The sequence below is a fragment of the Actinomadura xylanilytica genome, from assembly GCF_030283145.1.
Classification (GTDB): domain Bacteria; phylum Actinomycetota; class Actinomycetes; order Streptosporangiales; family Streptosporangiaceae; genus Spirillospora; species Spirillospora xylanilytica.
The window spans coordinates 2,176,659-2,197,703 of record NZ_JASNWE010000001.1; the positions used below are offsets into that span (position 1 = coordinate 2,176,659).

Consider the following 21,045-nt stretch of genomic DNA (forward strand, 5'->3'; position numbering starts at 1 on the left):
TCGCCCCCTCTCACTCCCCCGGGCCGGCCCCCGCCCTGGCCCGGGGCTCGGCGCTCAGGCGTCCGGCTGGGTGGTCCGGTCGATGGTGGTGTAGGTCTCGCGCAGGTTCTCCAGGTGGGCGTGGCACGCCTCGCGGGCGCCCACCTGGTCGCCGGCCTCGATCCGGGACAGGATCTCGCGGTGGTCGTGGTCGACCCCGTACCAGAAGCGGGACGGCGCGTTCTCGCGCAGGAACCGCTCGTTGAGCACCCGGAACACCGGCTGGGTGACCACTTCGAGGAACGGGTTGCGGGCCATCTTGAGCAGCACCGTGTGGAAGTGCCGGTTCGGCGCGAAGATCTCGGTGGGGTCGCGCGTGCTGGGGTCGAACAGCGAGCCCCGCAGTTCGGCCCGGTCGGCCTCGTCGGCCCGCGCCGCGGCCAGCCCGGCCGCCGGCACCTCCAGCATCTCCCTGATCTCCAGGAGCTGGTCGACGGTGATCTGCGTGTCGATCGCGAGCAGGTTGAGGCTGGTCACCAGGTACTCGGTGATCTGGTCGGGCTGCGGGTAGGCGACGAAGCTGCCGCCCGCCACCCCCCGGGTGGTGGTGATCAGGTTCTGGCTGGCCAGCAGCCGCAGCGCCTCGCGGACCGTGCTGCGGCTGACGCCGTGCTCGGCCGACAGATCGGGCTCGACCGGCAGCCGGTCGCCGGGACGGTAGTCACCGGCGAGGATGCGCGCGCGCAGGCTCGCCGCGATCTCCGCGTAGGCGGGCATCGGGGTGGGGGGCCGCTCGGATCCAGCTTTCTCGACAGTCATCCCGAGCATCGTACGGTAAAGGTCAGACTTTCTCGATTTCAGGCATTGACGCGCCGACCGGACACCCGACATGCTGCTCGAGTACGCACATCGGAACTCGATTCCAGATTACGGAACACGGAGGTGGTGTCGTGGCACTGCTCCCGGGCGGCGCGGCGCTCTCGATGGCCGGAGGCGTGCGCGAGTTCGCCTCGGCGACACCGTCCAGGCCCGCCGTCATCGACGGCGACCGCAGCCTGACCTACCGCGCCCTCGACGACCGCGCGAGCCGGCTCGCGCAGACCCTGCTCGCCGCCGGGCTGCGGCCGGGCGACCGGGTCGCGGTCCAGCTCGGCAACCGGCTGGAGTTCCCCGAGATCATCTGCGCGGCGGCCAAGGCCGGGCTGGTGCTGGTGCCGATCGGGACCCGGCTGACCGGTGCCGAGACCGCCTACATCCTGGAGCACTCGGGCGCCCGCGCCTTCGTGTCCGACGGCGAGCCGCCCGTCCCCGTCGACCTTGTGCTCACCATCGGCGGGACCGGCGTCGCCTCGTACGAGAAGGCCCTGGACTCGGCGTCCGGCGCCGACCCGCTGGTCCCGGTCGACGAGAACGACCCGTGCTGCCTCTACTACACCTCCGGCACCACCGGTAGGCCCAAGGGCGTCCTCAGCAGCCACCGCGCGCGGACGCTGATGTGCTACCTGTCGGCGATGGAGTGGGGCCTCGGCGCCCGCCGCACCAGCCTGGCCGTGGCGCCGATGTACCACGGCGCCGGGATGGTCTTCGACTACGCCCCGGTCGTCGCCGGCGGCACCGTGGTGATGCTGCCCAAGTGGGACCCCGAGCACCTGCTCGTCCTCGCCGAACGGCACCGGGCCCAGTCGGCGTTCCTCGTCCCGACGCACGCGCAGACGCTCCGCGCGCTCGGCGACGAGCCCCGCCGCCGGTACGACCTGTCCAGCCTCGACACCCTCTACTTCAACGCCGCCGCGCTGCCCGCCGTCCTGAAGGACTGGGTCGCGGGCGCCTTCCCGGACGCCGGGGTGCACGAGCTGTACGGCTCGACCGAGGCGGGTGTGGTGACCAACTGCCGTCCCGCCGACGCCGACCGCACCGGCTCGGTGGGCCTGCCCTGGTACATGACCGAGGTCCGGGTCGTCGACGACGAGGGCCGCCCGGTCGCGGCGGGCGAGCGCGGCGAGCTGTTCAGCCGCTCCCCGTTCCTGATGAACGGCTACCTCGGCGACGACGCGGCGACCGCCGCCTGCACGACCGAGGACGGCTTCCTCACCAGCGGCGACATCGTCGTCCGGGACGAGGACGGGTTCATCTACGTGGTGGACCGCAAGAAGGACATGATCATTTCCGGCGGGGTGAACATCGCCCCGCGCGAGGTCGAGGACGTCATCAACGCCTTCCCCGGCGTCGCCGACACCGCGGTCGTCGGGGCGCCCGACGAGCAGTGGGGCGAGCGCGTCGCCGCGTACGTCGTGGCCCTGCCCGGCGCGACCGTCGACCCCGCCGCCCTGGACGCGCACTGCCGCGAGCGGCTGTCCGGCCCCAAGGTGCCGCGCAGCGTGGAGTTCCTCCCGGTCCTCCCGCGCAACGCCTCCGGCAAGGTGCTCAAGCGCGAGCTCCGCGACCGCTAGCCCGCCGGCTCCGGCACTGACCGACACTCACATATTTTCAGGAGAGGTGACCATGCGACCCCACGTCGAACTCATCCAGGAGAACGACTACGTCTGGCACGGCGCCGAACTCGTCGGCGGCGAAGGCCGGGCCAGCGAGCGTCGGCTGTCGGTGGACGAGGAGGACGGCTCCAGCTCGCTGCGGGTCGACTTCCACACCCGCTGGGGCCGCGGACCCGGCATCCACCACGCCAACACCGAGTACTACGTGCTCGAAGGCGGGATGACCTACGGCGACCAGAAGATCGGCAAGGGCGGCTACGTGTACGCCCCCAAGGGCATCCCGGTCGAGGCGATCACCTTCGCCGAGGGCACCCGGGTCCTGCTCTACCGCGAGTACGGCGACGCCGGCTTCGACGCGGTGGACAGCGTCCGCGCGCCCGCCTGGGCCGACGCCCGCGAGGAGGTCATCGTCACCGACACCGAGGCGATGAACTGGGACGCGGTGCCGGTCGCGGGCCCGATGCCCGGCCTGTTCATCAAGTACCTGCACGTCGACCCGCACACCGGGTTCTACACCCGCCTCGTGCACGCCCAGGAGGGCTGGACCGACCACCGCCTCGCGCACCACCCGTGCTACGAGGAGGCGTACACGATCCAGGGCCACATGGAGTACAACTTCGGCACCCTGGACCTCGGCACCTACTTCTTCCGTCCGGCCCGGGTCAAGCACGGCCACTTCACCAGTGAAGAGGGCGGCGCGACCTGGCTGATGCGCTCCGACGGCGAGCTGACGAACTGGTACACCCAGAACGAGTGGGTGCGCTGGGGCGGCGAGGCCGTCAACTACGGCCCGGACGAGGGCCGGATGCGCTGGTCGCAGTCGTCCCACGACCTGGCGTCCCGGCCGCCCCGCCGCAACGCCAAGAACATCCGCGAACTGGAGGAGTCGGTGGCCTTCCAGCGCTCGCTGGGCGCCCCCGACGCCGACTACGTCCCGCACGGCCGGGGCACCGACCCCAGCCTGATCGCCCTCGCCAAGGCCCTCGACGCGAAGGCCCTCCAGGCCGGCCATGGTCACGACCATGACCACGAGCACGACCATGACCACGAGCACGCGCCGACGGCCGACTGGGGAGCCGACCCCGCGTCCCTGGAGCACACCGCCGAGCGGACCGACGAGCACAGCCACAACTGGGGCCAGGGCCGCGCCTGGGAGAAGGGCGAGCACATCCCCGCCCCCATCCTGTCCACCCTCCCCGTCCGCAGCCGCTCCGCCGGCCGCTGGGACGGCGACGGGATGTAGTCCAGGGCCCTCCCCGGAGCAGCCCCGGGCGGGACCCGCGCGGAAGAGGGGCCGGAGCAACCCGGCCCCTCTTCCGCGTCCCCTTTTCTCACGTTCCCTTTTCGCCCGCCCTTCCGCGTCCCCTTTTCGCGTCCCTTTTCGTGTTCAGAACACATCCTGAATATCTGCCGCGTTCCTTCCCCTTGCCAGCCGATTTCCGCCGCGTACCGTGCTGCACCAGAGGCCACAACCGGTTCTCCTGAGTGAAAGGCGGCGGCATGGCACGAAGCGTTCTGAGGCTGGCCGACCAACTGGTGTCGAGGCTGGTCCCGCGCGCTGAAGCGTCCGCGGCCACACAGACCAAGTGCGTTTGCTGCGCCAGCACCTACTCCAAGATCTGCTACCGCGACTGCATCTCCGCGGTCTGCGAGCCCTGGGGCTGCCGGGCCTGCAACACCTGCTGAGCGGGCCGGGCGGGTGGGGGCGGCGAACGGGCCGCCCCCACCCGCGCGTCCCGGTCAGGTCATGTCGCGGTGGAAGGAGTCCGGGTGGCCGATCTGATCGTCTTCGCGGTGGCGGTCCTGCTCGCGGAGGTCTTCGCGGTCTCCGCGGCGGGCAAGATACGCGGCCGGACGGCCTTCGCCGGCTTCGCCGGTTCGGTCCCCCGGCTGGTGCCGCGGCTGCCCGCGCGCCCGGCGGCGGTCGCGGTGCTCGCCGGAGAGTTGGCGACGCCGCCGCTGCTGCTGATCGCCCCGGCCGCCGGGTTCGCCCTCGCCGCGCTGCTGCTGGCCGCCTTCGGCGCCGCCATCGGCGCCGCGCTGCGGACGGGCCGCCGGGCCCCGTGCCGCTGCTTCAGCACGTCCGCGGCCCCGCTCGGCCCGGCCCACCTGGTCCGCGCCGCGCTGCTCGCGGCGCTGGCCGCCGCGGGCGCCGCCGGCGTCCTGCTGACTGGGCCGACCAGCACGCTGTTCGCGCTGCTCGGCGGCGCCGAGGCCAGCGGACTGGCGGTCGCCGCCGCCGCCGGGAGCGCGCTCGCCGTCGTGGCGGTCTTCCTCGACGACCTGGTGTTCCTGTTCGGCGATCCCGGAAGGATCTGATCGCGGACGGGCACCAGCGGATCCCTGCTGTTCGACCACCACCGGGCGGGCACGCGCCCTGATGGCGCTGGACGGGACCTACGCCCGGCTGTTCACCCTCCAGGCCGCCGGATACGAGACGAGCTCTCATGATCGGGCCAGTGGTGGCGGGCGCCGCCCGCGCTCCGGCCCGGTGCCGAGGAACGCGGTGCCGGCGCTGGCGGCGGTGCCCGAGCGGGCGGTCCCGGACGGCCGGCTGGTCGCCGTCGGCGACGACCCGTCCGCCAGCAGCGACTCACGTGAGCTCGGCTACTTCCACGGGGACCTCCTGCTCGGCGTGGTGCTGAGGAGGCTGCCGGCCGAGCCCGGATGAGAACGCGGTGTGCCGCCTCCCGCTATGAGTACCCGGTGGAGAGCACGCCGTAGCTCATGGGACCGACGCGAGCGCGCCGGGGATGACGTGCGGCCACCCGGATCCTGGACGGGGCGGAGGCGGCCGGTGGCCTTTGGGGCACCGGCCGCTCGTGGTCAGCCGCAGTGGACCTTCTTCACGTTCCGGTAGTAGCTCCGGCTGGAGAAGATGCCACCGGTGAGGTTGAGGCACTTGCCCTTGGCCTCGAGGTAGACCGGGCCCGCGTAGTACTTGTAGGCGCCGTCGTCGTGGACGCTGACGGTCGAGCCGTCGGTCGCGTACATGATGATCTGCTTCCAGCCGGCCACTCCGGGATCGGTCCCGTAGGTGAGCGCGCAGTTCTTGCCGTTGGAGGAGTTGTAGTACAGCTCGATGCTGCCGACCTTGAAGCTGTCACCGATGTTGTAGACGTCGATGCGCGAGTAGCCGGCACCGCAGGGGCCCGCGGCGTTCGCGGGGGGCGCGCCCAGGGTGAGGACACTGGCGGCGGTCACTGCCGCGGCACCGGCCGCGGTCATTCGCTTGCTGCGCATGGAGGACGTCCCTTCGCCGATCACCATGACCGGCCTCGGGCGTCATGATCGCGGTGACATTTCGGACCCGGCAAGGGCCCGGGGGCCCAAGGTCCGCCCCGGGCCGCGGCCCGGGGCGAACGTGCAGGTCAGGCCGCGGATTCGCCGCCCAGGTAGAGGGTCTTGACCATGGGGTCGGCCTCCACTTCGGCGGCGGTTCCGGACAGTCCGATGCGGCCCCGTTCCAGGACGTAGGCGCGGTCGGCCAGCTTCAGGGCGATCATGGCGAGCTGCTCGACGAGGAGCACCGACATGCCGCGTTCGGCGTGGAGGCGCTTGACGTAGGAGAACAGCTCGGCGGCCTTGAGCGGGGCCAGGCCGAGGGACGGCTCGTCCAGGACGAGGAGCTTCGGTTCGCTCATGAGGGCCCGGCCGACGGCGAGCATCTGCGCCTCGCCGCCGGACAGGGTGCCCGCCGCCTGGTCCCGGCGTTCGGCCAGGCGGGGGAACAGCTCCAGGACCTCGTCCATCAGCGTCTGGGTGCGGGCGCGGCTGCGGCGCAGCGGGAAGCTCCCGAGCTGGAGGTTCTCCAGCACGGTGTGGTCGGGGAAGATCCGGCGGCCCTCCGGGACGTGCCCGATGCCGAGGCCGGTGCGGCGCCAGCCGGGGACCTTCGTGACGTCCTTCCCCGCGAACACGACCGTCCCGGCGGACGGCTTCAGCAGGCCCGACAGCACCTTGAGGGTGGTGCTCTTGCCGGCGCCGTTCGGGCCGAGCAGGACGACGAACTCGCCCTCCCCCACCGTCACGCCGACCTCGTCCAGGACGCGGACGCCGCCGTAGCCGGCCTTGATTCCGCTCATCTCCAGCAGCGCGGTCACGTCAGGTCCTCCACCAGGTCGGGGCGGCCCAGGTAGGCGTCCAGCACCTGGGGATCGGCGCGGACGTCGGCGGGCGGACCGCAGGCGATCACCTTGCCGCTGTCGATGACGGTGAGCCGGTCGCAGACGTCCATGACGAAGTCCATGTTGTGCTCGATCAGCACCACCGCGAGGCCGTGGTCGCGGAACGCGCGGCAGAGCCGGGTGAGGGCGTCGATCTCGGCGGGGACCAGACCGGTGGCGGGCTCGTCCAGGATCAGCACCCGGGGTCCGGACGCCACGGCGCGGACGACCTCCAGGAGGCGCTTCTGCCCGTGCGAGAGGTCCCCGGCGAGCTGCCCGGCGCGTCCGCCCAGGCCGGCGAACGCCAGGAGCTCGGCGGCCTCGGCGCGGGAGGCGCGTTCGCGCCGCCGGTACGCCGGGAGCCGCAGGACGGCCGAGATCCAGCCGTAGTCCTCGCGCCCGCGCATCCCGGTGAGGACGTTGTCGAGCACCGACTGCTGCGCGAACAGGTGCGGGACCTGGAAGACGCGGGTGACGCCGCTCTCGGCGACGGCCCACGGCCGGTCCGGGGCGGGCTCGCCGCAGATCAGCACCTCGCCCGCGTCCACCTTGTGGAACCGGGTGAGGCAGGCGACGGTGGTGGACTTGCCGGAGCCGTTCGGCCCGATGATGCCGTGCACGCTGCCCGCGGCCACCGACACGTCGACGCCGTCGACGGCCTTGACGCCGCCGAAGTGCTTGACCAGGCCGCGTCCCTCCAGGGCGGGGACCTCGCGGTCGACGGCGCCCGGCAGCACCGATTCGGGCAGCCCGCCGGACGGTTCGGCGTCGGTGCCGTCCGGCGGCCGGCCGAACCGGCTGCCCCGCCAGGTGCCGACCACGCCCTTGGGGATCACCATCATGGCGATCAGCAGGGTGAGGCCGAGGAACAGCGTGGTGTAGCGGGCGTAGTCCTTGATCAGCTCGACCACCACGGCGATCACCGCGACGCCGAGCACCGGGCCGGCCAGGGTGCCGATGCCGCCGAGGAACAGCCCGACGAAGAACACCAGGCCGTTGTCGAGCAGCCCGACGTCGGGGTTGATGAACCCGAGCTGCAACGCGTACAGCCCGCCGGCGAGCCCGGCGATCGCGCCGGCCAGGGTGAAGACCAGCACCTTGGTGCGGGTGGGCCTGATGCCCATGGCCGAGGCGGTGTCGGTGCTCTCCTTCACCGCCATCACCGCGCGGCCGACGCCGCTGCGGACCAGGTTGCGCTGGACGATGTAGGTGAGGACCAGGGCCAGGAGGGTGACGTAGTAGAACGCGGTCTTGGACAGCCCGCCCGGGGTCACCCCGACGATGCCGTTGACCCCGTCGGTGACCGCCTCCCAGGACTTGCCGCCCTCCACCACGATCAGGTTGGCGGCCAGGGTGATCATGCCGAAGTAGAGGTATGTCGCGCGGAGGCTGATCACCAGGACCAGGGCGGAGAAGGCCGCGCCGAGCGCCATCGCCAGCGCGACCCCGACGAGCCAGGGCAGCCCGGCCTTAACGGTGGTGTACGCGACGGCGTAGCCGCCGAGCAGCTGCATGCCGGTGTGCATCATCGACAGCAGCCCGCCGTACCCCATCGACATGTTCAGCGAGATCGTGAGGATCGCACTGATCGCGGCGGACGCGACGATGCCGTTGTAGTACGAGGCGTTGTAGCTGTAGAAGTCGGTGAGCGAGGGCCAGGCGAGCAGCAGCGCAGCGGCGACCGCCGTCAGCCCCGCGGGCAGCCACCGCATCGCCCTGGTCAGGGCCGACGCTCGCGCGGGTGCGCTCATCGGTGCGCTCATCAGTGCGCCTCCATCGGCTTGCCGAACAGACCGGAGGGGAAGGCCACCAGGATCAGCGCGAGCAGCCCGAAGACCACGAAGTCGCCGATGGTGGCGCTGGTCAGGTTGCGGATGACCGCGTCCAGCAGGCCGACGATCATGCCGCCGGCCAGCGCGCCGCGCGGCGAGCCGACGCCGCCGATCACCGCGGCGGTGAACCCCTTGATGGTGAACACCAGCCCCGAGGCCGGTCCGATGAACAGGATCGGCGCGGCCAGCACGCCGGCGAAGGCGCAGATCACCGCGGCGATCACGAAGCTGAGCAGCACGATCCGGCGGACCGGGATGCCCATGATCACGGCGGCGTCGGCGTCGTGCGAGGCCGCCCGGATGGCGCGCCCGTAGGCGGTGAGCCGCAGGAAGGCGTCGTAGCCGGCGACCACCACGATCGCGACCGCGATCGTCAGGAGCTGCTGCCAGGAGATCCGCTGCCCGAAGATGTCCAGGAAGCCGGACACCAGCGCCTTGGGCCGCAGCGCGTCCACGTCGTAGAAGCGGAGCGTGAACAGCGCCTGGAAGATCATCGCGGCGGCCAGCGTCGCGATGATCCAGGCGTACCGGGAGCCGGACAGCCGCACCGGAAGCATGATCATTCGCTCGGTCAGCAGCCCCATCACCACGCCGAGCCCGAGCGTGAGGGCCAGCGCGGCCGGCCAGCCCCAGTGCCACAGCGCGACGACCTGGTAGCTGATCGCCGCACCGAGCACGATCGGCTCGCCCTGGGCGAAGTTCATCACCCGGGTCGGCTGGAAGACGATCGCCAGGGCGAGCGCGACCAGCGCGTAGATCGCCCCGGCGAACAGCCCGTCGATCCAGACCTGAGCGCTCACGACGAGGAGATCTCCTTGGTGAACCAGCCCTTGGCGTCCTTGCTCCACTGGTAGAGGTGGACCTCGTTGTAGAACTCGTGGGTCTTGCCGGGCTTGACGGCGTTGCCGGACGGGGTCTGCTCGGCGGTGAGGTCGAGCGCCTCGATGGCGGGGGCGACCTTCTCGGCGTCGGTGCTCTTGACGGCCTTCACCGCCTGCTCGAACGCGAACAGGCAGTCGGCGGTGATGGCCGCGCCCTTCGGCGAGGTCGCGCCGGTCTTCGGGCCGACGTTCTTGCCGTACTTGGCCTCGATCGCCTTGATGTGCTCCAGGTAGCCCGGCTTCCACTGGGCCCGGTCGATGCGCTCGGGGTACTGGTAGAGGGGGGCGGGGAAGACCGCGCCGTCGGCGGCGTCACCGGCGGCCTCGACGAACGAGATGTTCTGCATGCCCGAGCCGCCGCCGACGAGCTTGCCCTTGAAGCCGATCTCCGCCGCGGCGGCCATCGTCTTGGAGCCGCCCGCGCTGCTGGAGACCATGATGGCGCCGGCGTTCTTGAACTTCTCGACGTAGGCGCGGTGGCTCTGGTCGTCGGCCCGGTTCGTCTGGTAGCCGAGGTACTTGATGCCCGCCTTCGGCAGCATCTCCTTCAGCGCGGCGTCGGTGTTCTTGCCGGTGTCGTCGGCCTCGTAGACCAGGCCGAGGGACTTGACGCCCTCCTGCTTCAGCCAGCCGACGACCTTCTCGGCGTCCAGCAGGAACGGGTCCTGCGAGCGGAAGCCGTACTTCAGCTCGGCGAAACTGCCGGTGGAGACGGCCGGCTGGCAGTTGAGCTTCTTGTTCTTCTCGTAGGTGCCCTTGGCCGCGTCGTAGAACGCGGTCAGCGACGGGCCGATGACCAGCTTCACCGCGTCGTTGCCGGCCAGCTCGTTGGCGGCCTGGACGGCCTTGCCGGGGTCGAGCGCCGAGTCGCGGACGATCAGCTTGAGCTTGGCGCCGTCGATCCCGCCGGTGGCGTTGATCTTCTCGATCTGCACGTTCAGCGAGTTCTGCTGGGAGATCCCGAGGACCGCGAAGGGACCGCTCATCGGGGAGATGAGGCCCACCTGGATCTCCGGCTTGCCGTCGGCGCTCTTTCCCGAACATCCGGTCGCGGTCACGGCGAGCGCCGCGAGTCCCGCGACGGCCGTGACGACTGATCTGCGCATCTGCACCTCCACCAGGATGTTCCTTTTCTCGGAACGCGGTTCCGTGCGATGGACGCTATAGAGGCGCTCGTCACAGTGTCAATAGGTCTGACTTTTAAGTCTATGACGTTTTTGTTACGCGCTGAGCTGCGGGAACGCAGGAAATCGCCGCGCCCGCCGGAGCGGGCGCGGCCGGGGCCTGGAGCGTCCTCTCAGCCCCTGTCGGTGACGTGACCCATGAGAGTGGAAAGCCGGGCGGTCACCTCGAGCAGCGCGGCGGCGCACGCCCCGGCCTCCCCGCGGAACCGCTCGACCGGTCCGCAGACGCTGACGACGGCGGCCGGACGGCCGTGGTGGTCGAAGACCGGCGCGGCGACCGAGGCGGCACCGGACTGCCGTTCGGCGAACGACCGGGCGTAGCCGTCCCGGCGGATCTCCTCCAGCTCGGGCCGGAGGGCCTCGGGGTCGACCACAGTCCGGTCGGTGAGCCGGCTGAAGTGGTCGACCGAGAGGTACTCCTCGACCTCGGCGTCCGGGAGGAAGGCCAGGAACGCCTTCGACGACGCGCCCGCGTGCAGCGGGAACGGGACGCCGAGCGTCACCGACATGAGGACCTCGCGGTCCGGGGTCACCTGGTCGATGTAGACGCGCTGCGCGCCGACCCGGGACGACAGCGTCGCGGTCTCCCGCGTCGCCCGGGAGAGCGCGACCAGGTCCGGGGCCGCCAGCCGCCGCACGTCGATGGCGTCCAGGTAGGCCAGGCCGAGCCGCATCGCGGTCAGCCCGAGCGCGTACCGGCGGGTCTCGGCGTCGACCTCGACCAGCCCGCGGCTGCGCAGCGAGGTGAGGATGCGGTGCACCGCGGGTTTGGAGAGCCCGAGCACGTCGGCGATCTCGGTGACGCCGAGCGTCCGGGCGCCGGGCGCGGTGAACAGCACCAGCACGTCCGCCGCCCGCTCCACCGTGGTGGCCGACTGGCCGAGCCGGCCGGCGGCGCTCCGGGTGTCCTGGGGCATGGCGGCGCTCCCCCCGTCTCAGTCGCGGTTCAGGCCGATGGGCACCGGCGGGTCGGTGACGATCCGGGTGTCGAGGAACTCCCACCAGTCGTCCTGGGTGACGCGCTCGCCCTCCCACTCGGCGTCGGCCTTCAGCCCGCCGAGCGCGGCGCGGTAGGCACCCCAGCCCGCCTCGTCCTCGAACGCGGCCCAGTTCTCGATGGTGTAGACGTCGCCGATCACGCTGTAGTACCAGCGGACCGACTTCACCGAGGGCAGGTCGCGGTAGAACCAGCGCTCGCGGTCCTCCAGCCAGGCCCAGAACTCCTTCTGGTTGCGGCGCGCCCGCTCGCTCAGCCGCATCCGGTACACGAGGTAGATCATGATGGTCCTCCGAAGCGTTCCGCTGGACGTGACGGCGTCACGCCTCAACTCTGCGGGACATCTTGTAACAGCTTTCCGCTAATTGGAATACCTGAGGTGAAGGAACACGCGTCCGGGACGATCCGGGAGCGGCTCGCCCGGGGCGGACGCCGTCCAGCGCGGGCCGTCCAGCCAGAGCGCGCGGGCCGCGGGTGCGGGCGCGGCCGTCCGGCCGAACGTCGTGGGCGCGGTCGCGTACAGCCGGGTCTCGCTCGCGGTCCCGGTGCGCAGCGGCAGGCCGCCCGCCGGGACCCGGACCGAGCGCAGCGGCGTCCGCTCGGAGGGCGCGGGGACGTAGTCGGCCGGGCCTTCCACCCAGCGCGGGATCCCGGCGAACCAGGCCAGCGTCAGAGCCCCTGACCTGCTGTTGGAGTCGATCCGGACGGTGCCGCGCGGGATCAGGGCGCGGTCGCCCGGCCGGTAGGCCGTACCGGACACGATCAGCTCGCCCTCGAGCACGACGAACTCCTCGTCGCAGGCGTAGTGCCCGGCGACCGGACGGGTCCATCCGGGCGGGAACCGGACCAGCGAGGTCGAGCTCCCGTCGGCGGGATCGACCTCCAGCCGGACCATCCCCACGGCCGGGTCCGATCCGGGGATCGTGAACGGGACCCAGGGGAGATCCGCGCCGCGGGGGTCCGCGTCGGCCGTGCGCAGCGTCATCGACGTCCTCCATCTGTTTCTTTATTCGGAACAGTGTTTCAGATAGCATCCGGGTCGGCCACCCGGTCGCCGTCCCCCTTGGAGGGTCCATGCTCAGCAGCCCGCGGTACGCCGTCCTCGGATGCCACGACCTGCCCGCCGCCGCGTCGTTCCTCGGCGTGCTCGGCTACACCGAGCGGCACCGCGGCACCCTCGCGGCGGACGCCGCCGGGGCGCTCTACGGCCTCGCCGGACCGGCCGAGGAGGCGCTGTTCCTCCCCGAGGGCGCGGATGACGGCGGCCTGCTCCTGGTGGCGGCCCCCGAGGGGAGCACCGCGCTGAGCCTCGGCGGCTACGCGGTCGACGTCTACACCAGCGACATCGAGGCCAGCGCCGCCGAGCTCGTCGCGGCGGGGGCGACCGCGTCCGCGATCTCCCGCTGGGAGCTCGGCGACCGGCCGTTCGCCGAGTGCCGGGTCACCGGCCCCGGCGGCGTCGCCGTGGTGATCATCGAGGGCAGCTCGCGGCGGGCCAGCCTGCTGGACGGCGACCCCGCGCGGCGGCACTCCGAACTCCAGGCCGCCGTGCACCTGACCGCCGGCTGCGACGCCGCGTTCTGGCCAAGGCTCGGGCTCGTCCAGCTCTACTCGCAGCGCGTGGTCGACCCGGTGGTGGCGCGGCTGATCGGGCTGGACGACCCGGACGCCGAGATCATCCTGGACCTGTTCTGGGACGGGCACGGCGCCCGCGTCGAGCTGATCAGCTTCCCCGGCCTCGACCTCCCCGCGGGCGACTCCGCGTTCACCTCGGGCATGCGCTCGGGCGTGTTCACCGTCCCGGACGTGGCCGCGGCCCGCGCCCTGCTGGAGGACGCGGGCGCGCGCGTCGGCGCCCTCACGGACAGCGGGTTGCGCGGCGGCCCGGCCTTCACCGCCGAGTCGCCCGACGGCGTGCACCTGGAGTTCTGGACGCGCGCCGAAGGCTGACCCGCCGCCCGGGGGCACACGCCCTGGGTGACCATCACTCACCTCCTGGTCGCCGACCGCGACGCCGTACGTCGCGGGCGGGGTCGACCAGGACACGCCCGCCTCGGCGAACCGCGCGTGCGCGACCTCGATGTCCTTGGCGTACATGTCGATCCCGATCAGGCCCACGTCCAGGTTGTGCGGCCGGGCCGCGACGGCGAGCGGCTCGGGCACCCGGACCAGGTGGATCCGGCCCGTGTCCGCGCCGGCGGCGGCGAGGGCCACCACCTCGACGTCCGCGCCGCCCGTCCCCCAGAGCGCGCCCGCCACCGCGGCCGGGACGGCGCCCTCGGCGGCCACCTCGTACCCGAGCCGGTCGCGGAAGAAGGCGAGGTGCGGGCCGAAGTCGCCGACCCCGACGATCGCGGCTACCTGTACGAGCTGATCCAGCTCTCCCGCGACGGCCTCCAGAAGGTCCGGACCTGGCACTGGATGAGCGGCGACCGGCTGGTGAAGCGGACCGTGATCAACGAGTCCAGGGTGGCCTGACCGGCGGCGCGCGGGGTCACCGGGGGGCGTCCAGCGGGTGGGCGCCCTCCGGCCACCAGTCGCCCGCGCCGTACGGGTCGGCGAGCGGCTGGGAGCCGTGCTCGTGGACGACCCGCCAGCGGTCGCCCTCCAGCCGCATCAGCCAGGTCATCCGCATCCGGAGCCGGCCCGACTCCCCGTTGCCGAGCACCTCGTAGTCGATCACGCCGGTGACCTGGCCGAGCGTGGCGTTCTCGAACACGTGCGGGCCCTCCACCCAGTGGAACGCGCCGATCCCGACGGGGGCCTGGAAGTAGGCCCGCCAGCCCTGCTCGATCCGGTCGCCGCCGCGGGTGGTCCAGCGCGGCCCCTCGGGGAACACGTAGGCGTCCGGCGCCCCGGAGAAGGAGTCCAGAACCACGTCGAGATCGCGGTCGATGACCGCCTGGATCATGCGCTCGGCCGCGCTGAGCGGGGTGTCCACGGCTACTCTCCTCTGTTTTCGGTCACGAACATGTGCTTGATTTCATACGCATGAAATAGGGTTCTGAGGTTCGGCACGCACCGTTCGCCAGTTGGAACGGTTTTACACTGGTCGAAACGGCCTGCCACCTGGGGAAGGATCTACGTCCATGAGCACCACCGCTCCCACGAGCGAGCTCTCTCCGCGCACCGACGAGCGAGGCCCCACCGGCCAGACCATCGCCACCGTCGAGCGCGCGGCCGACGTCCTGATGTACTTCGCCGAGCAGCGGGCCGCGACCCTCGGCGTCACCGAGGTGGCCACCGCGCTCGGCCTGTCCAAGGCGGCGGTGCACCGGATCCTGACCTCGCTGCGCGGGCGCAGCCTGATCGAGCTGGACGAGTCGTCCCGGCGGTACTCGCTCGGGCTGGGCGCGATGAAGCTCGGCATGGCCTACCTGGAACGGATCGACGTGCGGTCGGTGGCCCGGCCCGAGCTGGTCGCGCTGTCGGAGCGGACGGTCGAGACCGCGACGCTGTCGGTCCGGTCCGGCTGGACCCGCTCCTACATCGACCAGGTGACGCCGCGGCGCGAGCTGATCATGTCGGTGACGCTCGGCGTGCCGTATCCCCTGCACGCGGGCGCGTCCTCCAAGGCGTTCCTGGCCTTCCTGTCCGACGAGGAGGTCGACCACTACCTCGCGCAGCCCGTGCTCGACCGGCTCACCGCGGCGACCGTCGCGACCGCGCCGGCGCTGCGCCGCGAGATCGCCGAGATCCGGGAGCGCGGCTACGCGCGCTCGACCGCCGAGCGGCAGACGGGCGCGGCGTCGGTCGCCGCGCCGATCCTCGACCAGAACGACCGTCCGATCGCGGTCATCAGCGTCAGCGGGCCGACCGACCGGTTCACCGATGAGGCCGACGCCTGCTCGGCGGCGCTGCTGCAAACGGTGCGGCGCCTGTCGGAGCGGTTCGGCCACCAGCCCGCCGTCGCCGTGCCGGCTCTCGGGGACGAGGGCGCGAGCGCGGCCGCGAGCGGGATGACCGCCGGCTGATCGCCGCGGGGCGCGCACTCAGTACGCCGTCGTGCCGGGCTTGACCACGCCGAGCAGCGCGGCGACCACGACCAGGACCCAGATGGCCAGGACGTAGGGGATGCTGCCCTGCACGGCGCCGCGGATGTCGCGTTCCACCTCGGGGCTGCTGCCCTTGGCGAGGAGCGTGCCCCAGGCGGCGCCGAACGGCTTCAGCTTCACCCTGATCGCCAGCCCGCCGGCGATGCACAGCGCGTAGGCGGCGACCTTGCCCGCCAGCCACCTGGGGTCGGAGGTGACGCCGAACGGCTCGTCCGCGACGAAGGTGTAGGCGGCCCCGCCGAGCAGGACGGCGATCAGCGCGCCGCGGACGATCAGGTCGGTCCGGTGCACCGCGTCACCGAAGCGGCCGGGCCCGCGGCGATAGTCGGCGATGACGAGCCACAGCCAGACCAGCGCGAAAATCCAGATCGCGGCGAGCCGCCGGCCGCCGAACATGTCCCGGCCGAGGTCGTCGGAGGCCATCAGCGTGATGCCGCTGGGCAGGAACAGCACCAGGCAGATCCGCGGCGACATGTCGACCACGTGCATGATCTTCACCGCCACGCCGCGGGCCGCGGTGGACAGCTCGGGCTTCAGGATGAACCTGCTGGAGTAGAAGACACCCAGGTCGCCGCCCAGCCAGTAGACGAACAGGATGATGTGCAGCAGGATCGCCCAGCTGTGCAGGGTCCAGCCATGGGTGCCGGTCACGGGGCCTCCGGATGGGGGGTTAAACGTCAGACTATTATTCGTACCATCAACCCGCCGCCCCATTCCAGATCTAGTGGAACATCGTTACAGTCATCGGAACAACTGAGGAGAGGTTTCGATGGGACGAGAGATCACTGTCCGCGACCCCCGCACCGGCCGGTCCGACCACACCCTGACCTGCGCGGACCCGGGCGAGGTCGGCGCCGCGGCGGCGCGCGCGCGGGCCGCCCAGCCGGGCTGGCTCGCGCTCGGTGTGCCCGGCCGGGTCGCCGCCCTCCGCGCGCTGCGGGACGCGCTCGCCGAACGCGGCGACGCGATGGTGGCGGCGCTCGTCCGCGACACCGGGCGGCTGCCGGTGTCCCGGCTGGAGGTCGACAGCGTCCTGGCGTCCCTGGACCGGTGGTGCGACCAGGCACCGGGGCTGCTCGCGGGCTCCGGCGCCGCGCCCACCTCGATGCCCGGCATCGAGCACCGGCCGGGCCCCCTCCCGTACCCGCTGGTCGGCGCGATCAGCCCGTGGAACTTCCCGCTGCTGCTGGCGATGATTGATGTGGTGCCAGCGCTGCTCGCCGGCTCGGCCGTGCTGGTCAAGCCGAGCGAGGTGACCCCGCGGTTCGCGGCGGTGATGCGCGAGTGCGCGACCGCGGTGCCCGCACTGGACGGGGTGCTCGGCTTCGTCGACGGCGACGGGACGACCGGCGCCGCCCTGGTCGGCTCGGTCGACCTCATCTGCTTCACCGGCAGCGTGCGGACCGGCCGCGCGGTCGGCGCCGCCGCCGCGGCCCGGTTCATCCCGGCGTTCCTGGAGCTCGGCGGCAAGGACCCGGCGATCGTCCTCACCGGCGCCGACCTGGACCGCGCGGCGGCGGCGATCCTGTGGGGCGGGACGGTCAACACCGGCCACTCCTGCATGTCGATCGAGCGGGTCTACGTGGCCGAGGAGGTCTTCGAGGAGTTCGTCGGCCTGCTGGTCGCGCGGGCGCGGCGGGTCGGCCTGGCCTACCCGGAGGTGACCGACGGCGAGCTCGGGCCGGTGATCTCCGCGGCGCAGACCGGGATCATCACCGACCAGATCGCCGACGCCGTCGCGCACGGCGCCACGGTGCACTGCGGCGGGACGGTCCGCGTCCTCGGCGGCGGCGAGTACCTCGAACCGACCGTCCTCACCGGCGTCGACCACTCCATGCGGATCATGCGGGAGGAGACGTTCGGGCCGGTGCTGCCGGTACTGCCGTTCGCGGACGCCGACGAGGCCGTGGCGCTGGCCAACGACAGCGAGTTCGGGCTGTCGGCGGCGGTGTTCGCCGGGACGACCGAGGCGGCGCTCGCGGTCGGCGCGCGGCTGGAGGCGGGCGGGATCAGCGTCAACGACGCCGCGCTGACTGGGCTCGTCCAGGACGGCGAGAAGAACGCGTTCAAGTCGTCCGGGCTCGGCGGGTCGCGGATGGGCGCGGCGTCGATCCGGCGCTTCCTGCGCCAGCGCTCGTTCCTGATCCGCGACCCCGCCACGAGCGCGCCCTGGTGGTTCGCCTAGAGCGGGCGCACCTCGATCTCGACGCCCGCCGGACCGCGCACCGTGCGGGCGTCCAGCCGGGTGCCGCCCGCGCCGGCCTGCGGGATCGTCCACCAGATGCCGTCGCCGCCGAGCGCGACGAACTCGCTCAGCGTGGCCGCGCCGTAGGGGTCGGTCACGCGCTCGCCGGACCGCCCGCCCGCGGCGTCGATCTTGGCGGCGGTCCGCTCCAGGTCGCGGGAGTAGATGCCGAGCAGCCGCGGCCCGATGTCCCAGAGCCTCGGGCCCGGCAGCGCGGCGTCGGCCTCGGGGACGGCGACCAGCCGGAGCCGTCCGGTGCCGGACCCGGCGACGCCGAGCAGCGCCTCGCCGCCGTCCCGGCGCAGGACCTCCAGGTCGAGCGCGCGGGTATGGAAGGCGATGGACGCGTCGAGGTCGCGGCAGCCGGCCACGGCCTCGACAACGGCTCCGAGCGGCATGAGTGGCCTCCGTATTTTGGAACACTGTTTCGATTTGTGCGCAACATAGGCCGGGGCGCGGCGCAGCGTCCACGCGGAACCTTGCGCTCACCAGCATCTACCGGGCACCATGAGCAGCACTGTGAAACATTGTTCCTGTAAACGGAACACGAAGGAGCCGATGTGCCGACCCAGCAGTACGACCTCGTCATCATCGGAGCCGGTACCGGCGGCATCCCCTGCGCCGTCGAGGCCGCCGGGCGCGGAGCCCGGGTGCTGCTGGTGGAGAAGGACGGCCGGGTCGGCGGCACCCTGCACACCACCGGCGGGCACCTGTCGGCCGGCGGCACCCGCAGGCAGCGCGAGCGCGGCATCGAGGACTCCGTCGCGGCGCACCTGGCCGACATCGAGCGGATCAGCGGCGGCACCGCCCGCGCCGACCTGGTCGAGCTGGCCGCGCGCAACGCGCCCGAGACCGTCGACTGGCTGGAGGACCACGGGTTCGCGTTCGCGCCCGAGTCCCCCCGGCTCGTCTACGGCCACGAGCCGTACGGCGTCGCCCGCACCTACTACGGCAAGGACGCCGGGCTGTCCATCCTGGCCGTGCTCAAGCGGCTGCTGGACGAGCAGGTCGAGGCCGGACGGGTCGAGCTGTGGCTGAGCAGCACCGCGATCGGGCTCGTTGAGGCGCCCGGCACCGCGCCCACGGTGACCGTGCTGCGCGGCGGCGTCGAGGAGGTCGAGGTGCGGACCGCGGCGCTGGTGCTCGCCACCGGCGGGTTCGCCGCCGACGTGGAGCTGTTCGAGGAGATCGAGGGGGTGCCGCTGGTCAGCGCCGCGCACCCCACCTCCACCGGCGACGGCCTGGTCATCGCGCGCGAGGCGGGCGCGGCCATCGCCGGACGCGGCCGGTACCTGCCCACGTTCGGCGGCCTGCCGCACCCGACCACCCCGGGCAAGGCCTACTTCGAGGAGCGCCCGCTGCTGGTCGCGGCCGAGCGACCCCCGTGGGAGATCTACGTCGACCGGGCCGGGCGCCGGTTCGTCGCCGAGGACGAGCCGAGCATCGACCTCAAGGAGCGGGCGCTCGCCGCCGCCACCGACGGCACGTTCTGGACCGTCTTCGACGACGCGGCCCGGCGGAACTCGGTCCCGATGGTCGTCGGCTGGAGCCCCGAGGACGTCCTCGCCAAGGCGGGCACCCGCGCCGGGGTGCACCGGGCCGACACCCTCGCCGAGCTCGCGGCGCTGACCGGCATCGACCCGGCGGGGCTGGCCGCCACCGTGGACCGCTACAACGCCGCGGTGGCCGCCGGGCACGACGCCGAGTTCGGCCGCACCCACCTGCCCGCCCCGATCGCCGCGGGCCCGTTCTTCGCGATGGAGAACCACGCGATCACGCTGGTCACCTTCTCCGGCGTCGACGTGGACGGGCACCTGCGCGTCCGCCGCACCGACGGCCGCGCGATGGAGGGCGTGTACGCACTGGGCGAAATCATCGGCGCCGCCGCCACCTGCGGGAACAGCTTTTGCGGCGGCATGCTCGTCACCCCGGCCCTGACGTTCGGCCGCCTCCTCGGCCGCCGGCTGGCCCCGGCGCCCGCCACCGCCACCGCGTGATCCCCCGCGCACCGCGCCGCGCACCGCGCCGCGCGCCTCCGCCGCCCGCCCCGATGGGCGCCGCAGTGCCGCGCGTGGTCGACAATGGACGGATGGCCAAACGTCGTAGCGCACCCTCCCGTCCCGCTCCCCCGTGCCCGTGCGGGCTGCCCGCGCCGTACCCGGACTGCTGCGGGCCGCTGCACCAGGGCGACGCGGAGGCCGCGACGGCCGAGCAGCTCATGCGGTCCCGATACAGCGCGTTCGCCAGGGGGGACAGCGCGTACCTGCTGGAGAGCTGGCACTCTTCCACCCGTCCGCCCCGGGCGAACCCCGAGCCCGGCGTGCGCTGGGAGGGCCTGGAGATCATCGGCACCACCGACGGCACCATGGACGACACGGAGGGGACGGTGGAGTTCCGCGCCCGCTTCGCCGACCGCGGCCGTCCGGGTGAGCTTCACGAGGTCAGCCGGTTCGTCCGGCAGGACGGCGCGTGGGTCTATCTCGACGGCCGGGTGAGCTGATCCACCGGCCCGCCCCGCCGAACTCTCGAAACCGGTCATCAGCGGCCAGATCTGGGCATCCTCGCGGCCCGCTCCGCTCTGGGCAAGGCCGCCGATCTGGGAGACGATGCGGCGAGCGGGGCCGGGCCGTGGCCCCCGTGCGGCCCGGCCCTCGCTGTGTCGCCATGACGGTTGAGGCCCCAGGAGACAGCGCCTAGCCTGCCGAGTATGGCCAAGACCAGGTATCGACGGCGGTCCGCGCGAGTGCTGCTCGTCGACGGCGAGCAGCGCATCCTGCTGCTGCGGTATCTCGATCCCCCGGGCGGGCCCGAAGACCGGCACTACTGGCTGACCCCCGGCGGCGGCGTGAACCGGCGCGAGACCCTGGCCGAAGCGGCCTCGCGCGAACTGCGGGAAGAGATCGGGCTGGTGGTCGCCGCCGCCGATCTCGGGCCGCGGGTCGCCGTCACGTCCGGCTACGCCGACCTCGGCTGGGCGCGCGGCCGGTTTCGCGACGACTTCTTCCTGCACCGGGTCGCGGCGCACGAGGTCGACTTCGGCGGCCTGGACACGATCGAGACCGAGATGGTCACCGGCTACCGCTGGTGGACGGTGGACGAGCTCGGCACGGCCGGCGAACCCGTCTACCCGCTGGGCCTGGCGCCGCTGCTGACGGGCCTCCTGGCCGGCGTGATCCCGTCCGACCCGGTGCCGCTGCCCTGGCACCACTGACCG

24 protein-coding genes are annotated in these 21,045 nt (G+C 72.4%); 12 read left to right on the forward strand and 12 right to left on the reverse strand.

Features of this window, described 5'->3' with window-relative positions:
• Window positions 1-54: 54 nt before the first annotated feature.
• Complete coding sequence (locus QP090_RS10120) at window positions 55-798, reverse strand: FadR/GntR family transcriptional regulator (RefSeq protein ID WP_285938327.1); 744 nt, start codon at window positions 796-798, stop codon at window positions 55-57.
• Window positions 799-929: 131 nt separating this feature from the next.
• Here QP090_RS10120 and QP090_RS10125 point away from each other — a divergent pair, with 131 nt between their 5' ends.
• From QP090_RS10125 to QP090_RS10145, 5 genes are all read left to right on the forward strand, one after another.
• Window positions 930-2,429: a class I adenylate-forming enzyme family protein gene (locus QP090_RS10125; RefSeq protein ID WP_285938329.1), complete on the forward strand. Its 1,500-nt coding sequence runs from the start codon at window positions 930-932 to the stop codon at window positions 2,427-2,429.
• Between the two features lie 52 nt (window positions 2,430-2,481).
• On the forward strand, window positions 2,482-3,714 hold the full coding sequence (locus QP090_RS10130) for a DUF4437 domain-containing protein (protein WP_285938628.1): 1,233 nt from the start codon (window positions 2,482-2,484) through the stop codon (window positions 3,712-3,714).
• Window positions 3,715-3,971: 257 nt separating this feature from the next.
• Window positions 3,972-4,157: a hypothetical protein gene (locus QP090_RS10135; RefSeq protein WP_285938330.1), complete on the forward strand. Its 186-nt coding sequence runs from the start codon at window positions 3,972-3,974 to the stop codon at window positions 4,155-4,157.
• 84 nt (window positions 4,158-4,241) lie between these two features.
• Entirely contained in the window at window positions 4,242-4,790 is a 549-nt protein-coding gene (locus QP090_RS10140; RefSeq protein WP_285938331.1) for a MauE/DoxX family redox-associated membrane protein, read from the forward strand.
• A 61-nt stretch (window positions 4,791-4,851) separates the two neighbouring features.
• Window positions 4,852-5,142 (forward strand): hypothetical protein, encoded by a 291-nt coding sequence (locus QP090_RS10145; RefSeq protein ID WP_285938332.1) that lies wholly within the window; start codon window positions 4,852-4,854, stop codon window positions 5,140-5,142.
• A 155-nt stretch (window positions 5,143-5,297) separates the two neighbouring features.
• Here QP090_RS10145 and QP090_RS10150 read toward each other — a convergent pair whose 3' ends face one another.
• The 8 genes from QP090_RS10150 to QP090_RS10185 form a co-directional block, all read right to left on the reverse strand.
• Window positions 5,298-5,714, reverse strand: coding sequence for a spore-associated protein A (locus QP090_RS10150; protein ID WP_285938334.1), 417 nt, complete (start codon window positions 5,712-5,714; stop codon window positions 5,298-5,300).
• 128 nt (window positions 5,715-5,842) lie between these two features.
• Window positions 5,843-6,574, reverse strand: a complete 732-nt coding sequence (locus QP090_RS10155; protein ID WP_285938335.1) for an ABC transporter ATP-binding protein — start codon at window positions 6,572-6,574, stop codon at window positions 5,843-5,845.
• Window positions 6,571-8,400, reverse strand: a complete 1,830-nt coding sequence (locus QP090_RS10160; protein WP_285938336.1) for a branched-chain amino acid ABC transporter ATP-binding protein/permease — start codon at window positions 8,398-8,400, stop codon at window positions 6,571-6,573. The genes QP090_RS10155 and QP090_RS10160 overlap by 4 nt, the downstream gene beginning before the upstream one ends.
• Complete coding sequence (locus QP090_RS10165) at window positions 8,400-9,269, reverse strand: branched-chain amino acid ABC transporter permease (RefSeq protein ID WP_285938337.1); 870 nt, start codon at window positions 9,267-9,269, stop codon at window positions 8,400-8,402. Before QP090_RS10165 ends, QP090_RS10160 begins: the two co-directional genes overlap by 1 nt.
• Window positions 9,266-10,456 carry an ABC transporter substrate-binding protein gene (locus QP090_RS10170; protein ID WP_285938338.1) on the reverse strand — a complete coding sequence of 397 codons (1,191 nt, stop codon included), beginning with the start codon at window positions 10,454-10,456 and terminating at the stop codon, window positions 9,266-9,268. Before QP090_RS10170 ends, QP090_RS10165 begins: the two co-directional genes overlap by 4 nt.
• Window positions 10,457-10,647: 191 nt before the next feature.
• Complete coding sequence (locus tag QP090_RS10175) at window positions 10,648-11,451, reverse strand: IclR family transcriptional regulator (protein WP_285938339.1); 804 nt, start codon at window positions 11,449-11,451, stop codon at window positions 10,648-10,650.
• Between the two features lie 18 nt (window positions 11,452-11,469).
• Window positions 11,470-11,814, reverse strand: coding sequence for a hypothetical protein (locus QP090_RS10180; protein WP_285938340.1), 345 nt, complete (start codon window positions 11,812-11,814; stop codon window positions 11,470-11,472).
• A gap of 78 nt (window positions 11,815-11,892) precedes the next feature.
• Window positions 11,893-12,516, reverse strand: coding sequence for a cupin domain-containing protein (locus QP090_RS10185; protein ID WP_285938341.1), 624 nt, complete (start codon window positions 12,514-12,516; stop codon window positions 11,893-11,895).
• Window positions 12,517-12,605: 89 nt separating this feature from the next.
• Here QP090_RS10185 and QP090_RS10190 point away from each other — a divergent pair, with 89 nt between their 5' ends.
• Both QP090_RS10190 and QP090_RS10195 read left to right on the forward strand, forming a co-directional pair.
• On the forward strand, window positions 12,606-13,481 hold the full coding sequence (locus QP090_RS10190; RefSeq protein ID WP_285938342.1) for a VOC family protein: 876 nt from the start codon (window positions 12,606-12,608) through the stop codon (window positions 13,479-13,481).
• A gap of 27 nt (window positions 13,482-13,508) precedes the next feature.
• On the forward strand, window positions 13,509-14,009 hold the full coding sequence (locus QP090_RS10195) for a hypothetical protein (RefSeq protein WP_285938343.1): 501 nt from the start codon (window positions 13,509-13,511) through the stop codon (window positions 14,007-14,009).
• Between the two features lie 16 nt (window positions 14,010-14,025).
• Here the strand turns inward: QP090_RS10195 and QP090_RS10200 are convergent, their stop codons facing one another.
• A complete protein-coding gene (locus QP090_RS10200) occupies window positions 14,026-14,472 on the reverse strand; it encodes a YybH family protein (RefSeq protein WP_285938344.1) in 447 nt (148 codons plus the stop codon).
• Window positions 14,473-14,620: 148 nt separating this feature from the next.
• Between QP090_RS10200 and QP090_RS10205 the strand changes: the two genes are divergently transcribed.
• Entirely contained in the window at window positions 14,621-15,505 is an 885-nt protein-coding gene (locus QP090_RS10205; RefSeq protein ID WP_285938345.1) for an IclR family transcriptional regulator, read from the forward strand.
• A gap of 18 nt (window positions 15,506-15,523) precedes the next feature.
• Here QP090_RS10205 and QP090_RS10210 read toward each other — a convergent pair whose 3' ends face one another.
• Window positions 15,524-16,237, reverse strand: a complete 714-nt coding sequence (locus QP090_RS10210) for a hypothetical protein (RefSeq protein ID WP_285938346.1) — start codon at window positions 16,235-16,237, stop codon at window positions 15,524-15,526.
• A 118-nt stretch (window positions 16,238-16,355) separates the two neighbouring features.
• Here QP090_RS10210 and QP090_RS10215 point away from each other — a divergent pair, with 118 nt between their 5' ends.
• Window positions 16,356-17,771 carry an aldehyde dehydrogenase family protein gene (locus QP090_RS10215; RefSeq protein WP_285938347.1) on the forward strand — a complete coding sequence of 472 codons (1,416 nt, stop codon included), beginning with the start codon at window positions 16,356-16,358 and terminating at the stop codon, window positions 17,769-17,771.
• On the opposite strand, the gene QP090_RS10220 is transcribed toward QP090_RS10215, so the two are convergent.
• Window positions 17,768-18,229, reverse strand: a complete 462-nt coding sequence (locus QP090_RS10220) for a VOC family protein (RefSeq protein ID WP_285938348.1) — start codon at window positions 18,227-18,229, stop codon at window positions 17,768-17,770. The genes QP090_RS10215 and QP090_RS10220 overlap by 4 nt on opposite strands.
• A 162-nt stretch (window positions 18,230-18,391) precedes the next feature.
• Between QP090_RS10220 and QP090_RS10225 the strand changes: the two genes are divergently transcribed.
• From QP090_RS10225 to QP090_RS10235, 3 genes are all read left to right on the forward strand, one after another.
• Window positions 18,392-19,828, forward strand: a complete 1,437-nt coding sequence (locus QP090_RS10225) for an FAD-dependent oxidoreductase (RefSeq protein ID WP_285938349.1) — start codon at window positions 18,392-18,394, stop codon at window positions 19,826-19,828.
• A 92-nt stretch (window positions 19,829-19,920) separates the two neighbouring features.
• Entirely contained in the window at window positions 19,921-20,331 is a 411-nt protein-coding gene (locus QP090_RS10230) for a YchJ family protein (protein WP_285938351.1), read from the forward strand.
• Window positions 20,332-20,538: 207 nt separating this feature from the next.
• Complete coding sequence (locus QP090_RS10235) at window positions 20,539-21,042, forward strand: NUDIX hydrolase (protein WP_285938352.1); 504 nt, start codon at window positions 20,539-20,541, stop codon at window positions 21,040-21,042.
• Window positions 21,043-21,045 lie beyond the last annotated feature (3 nt).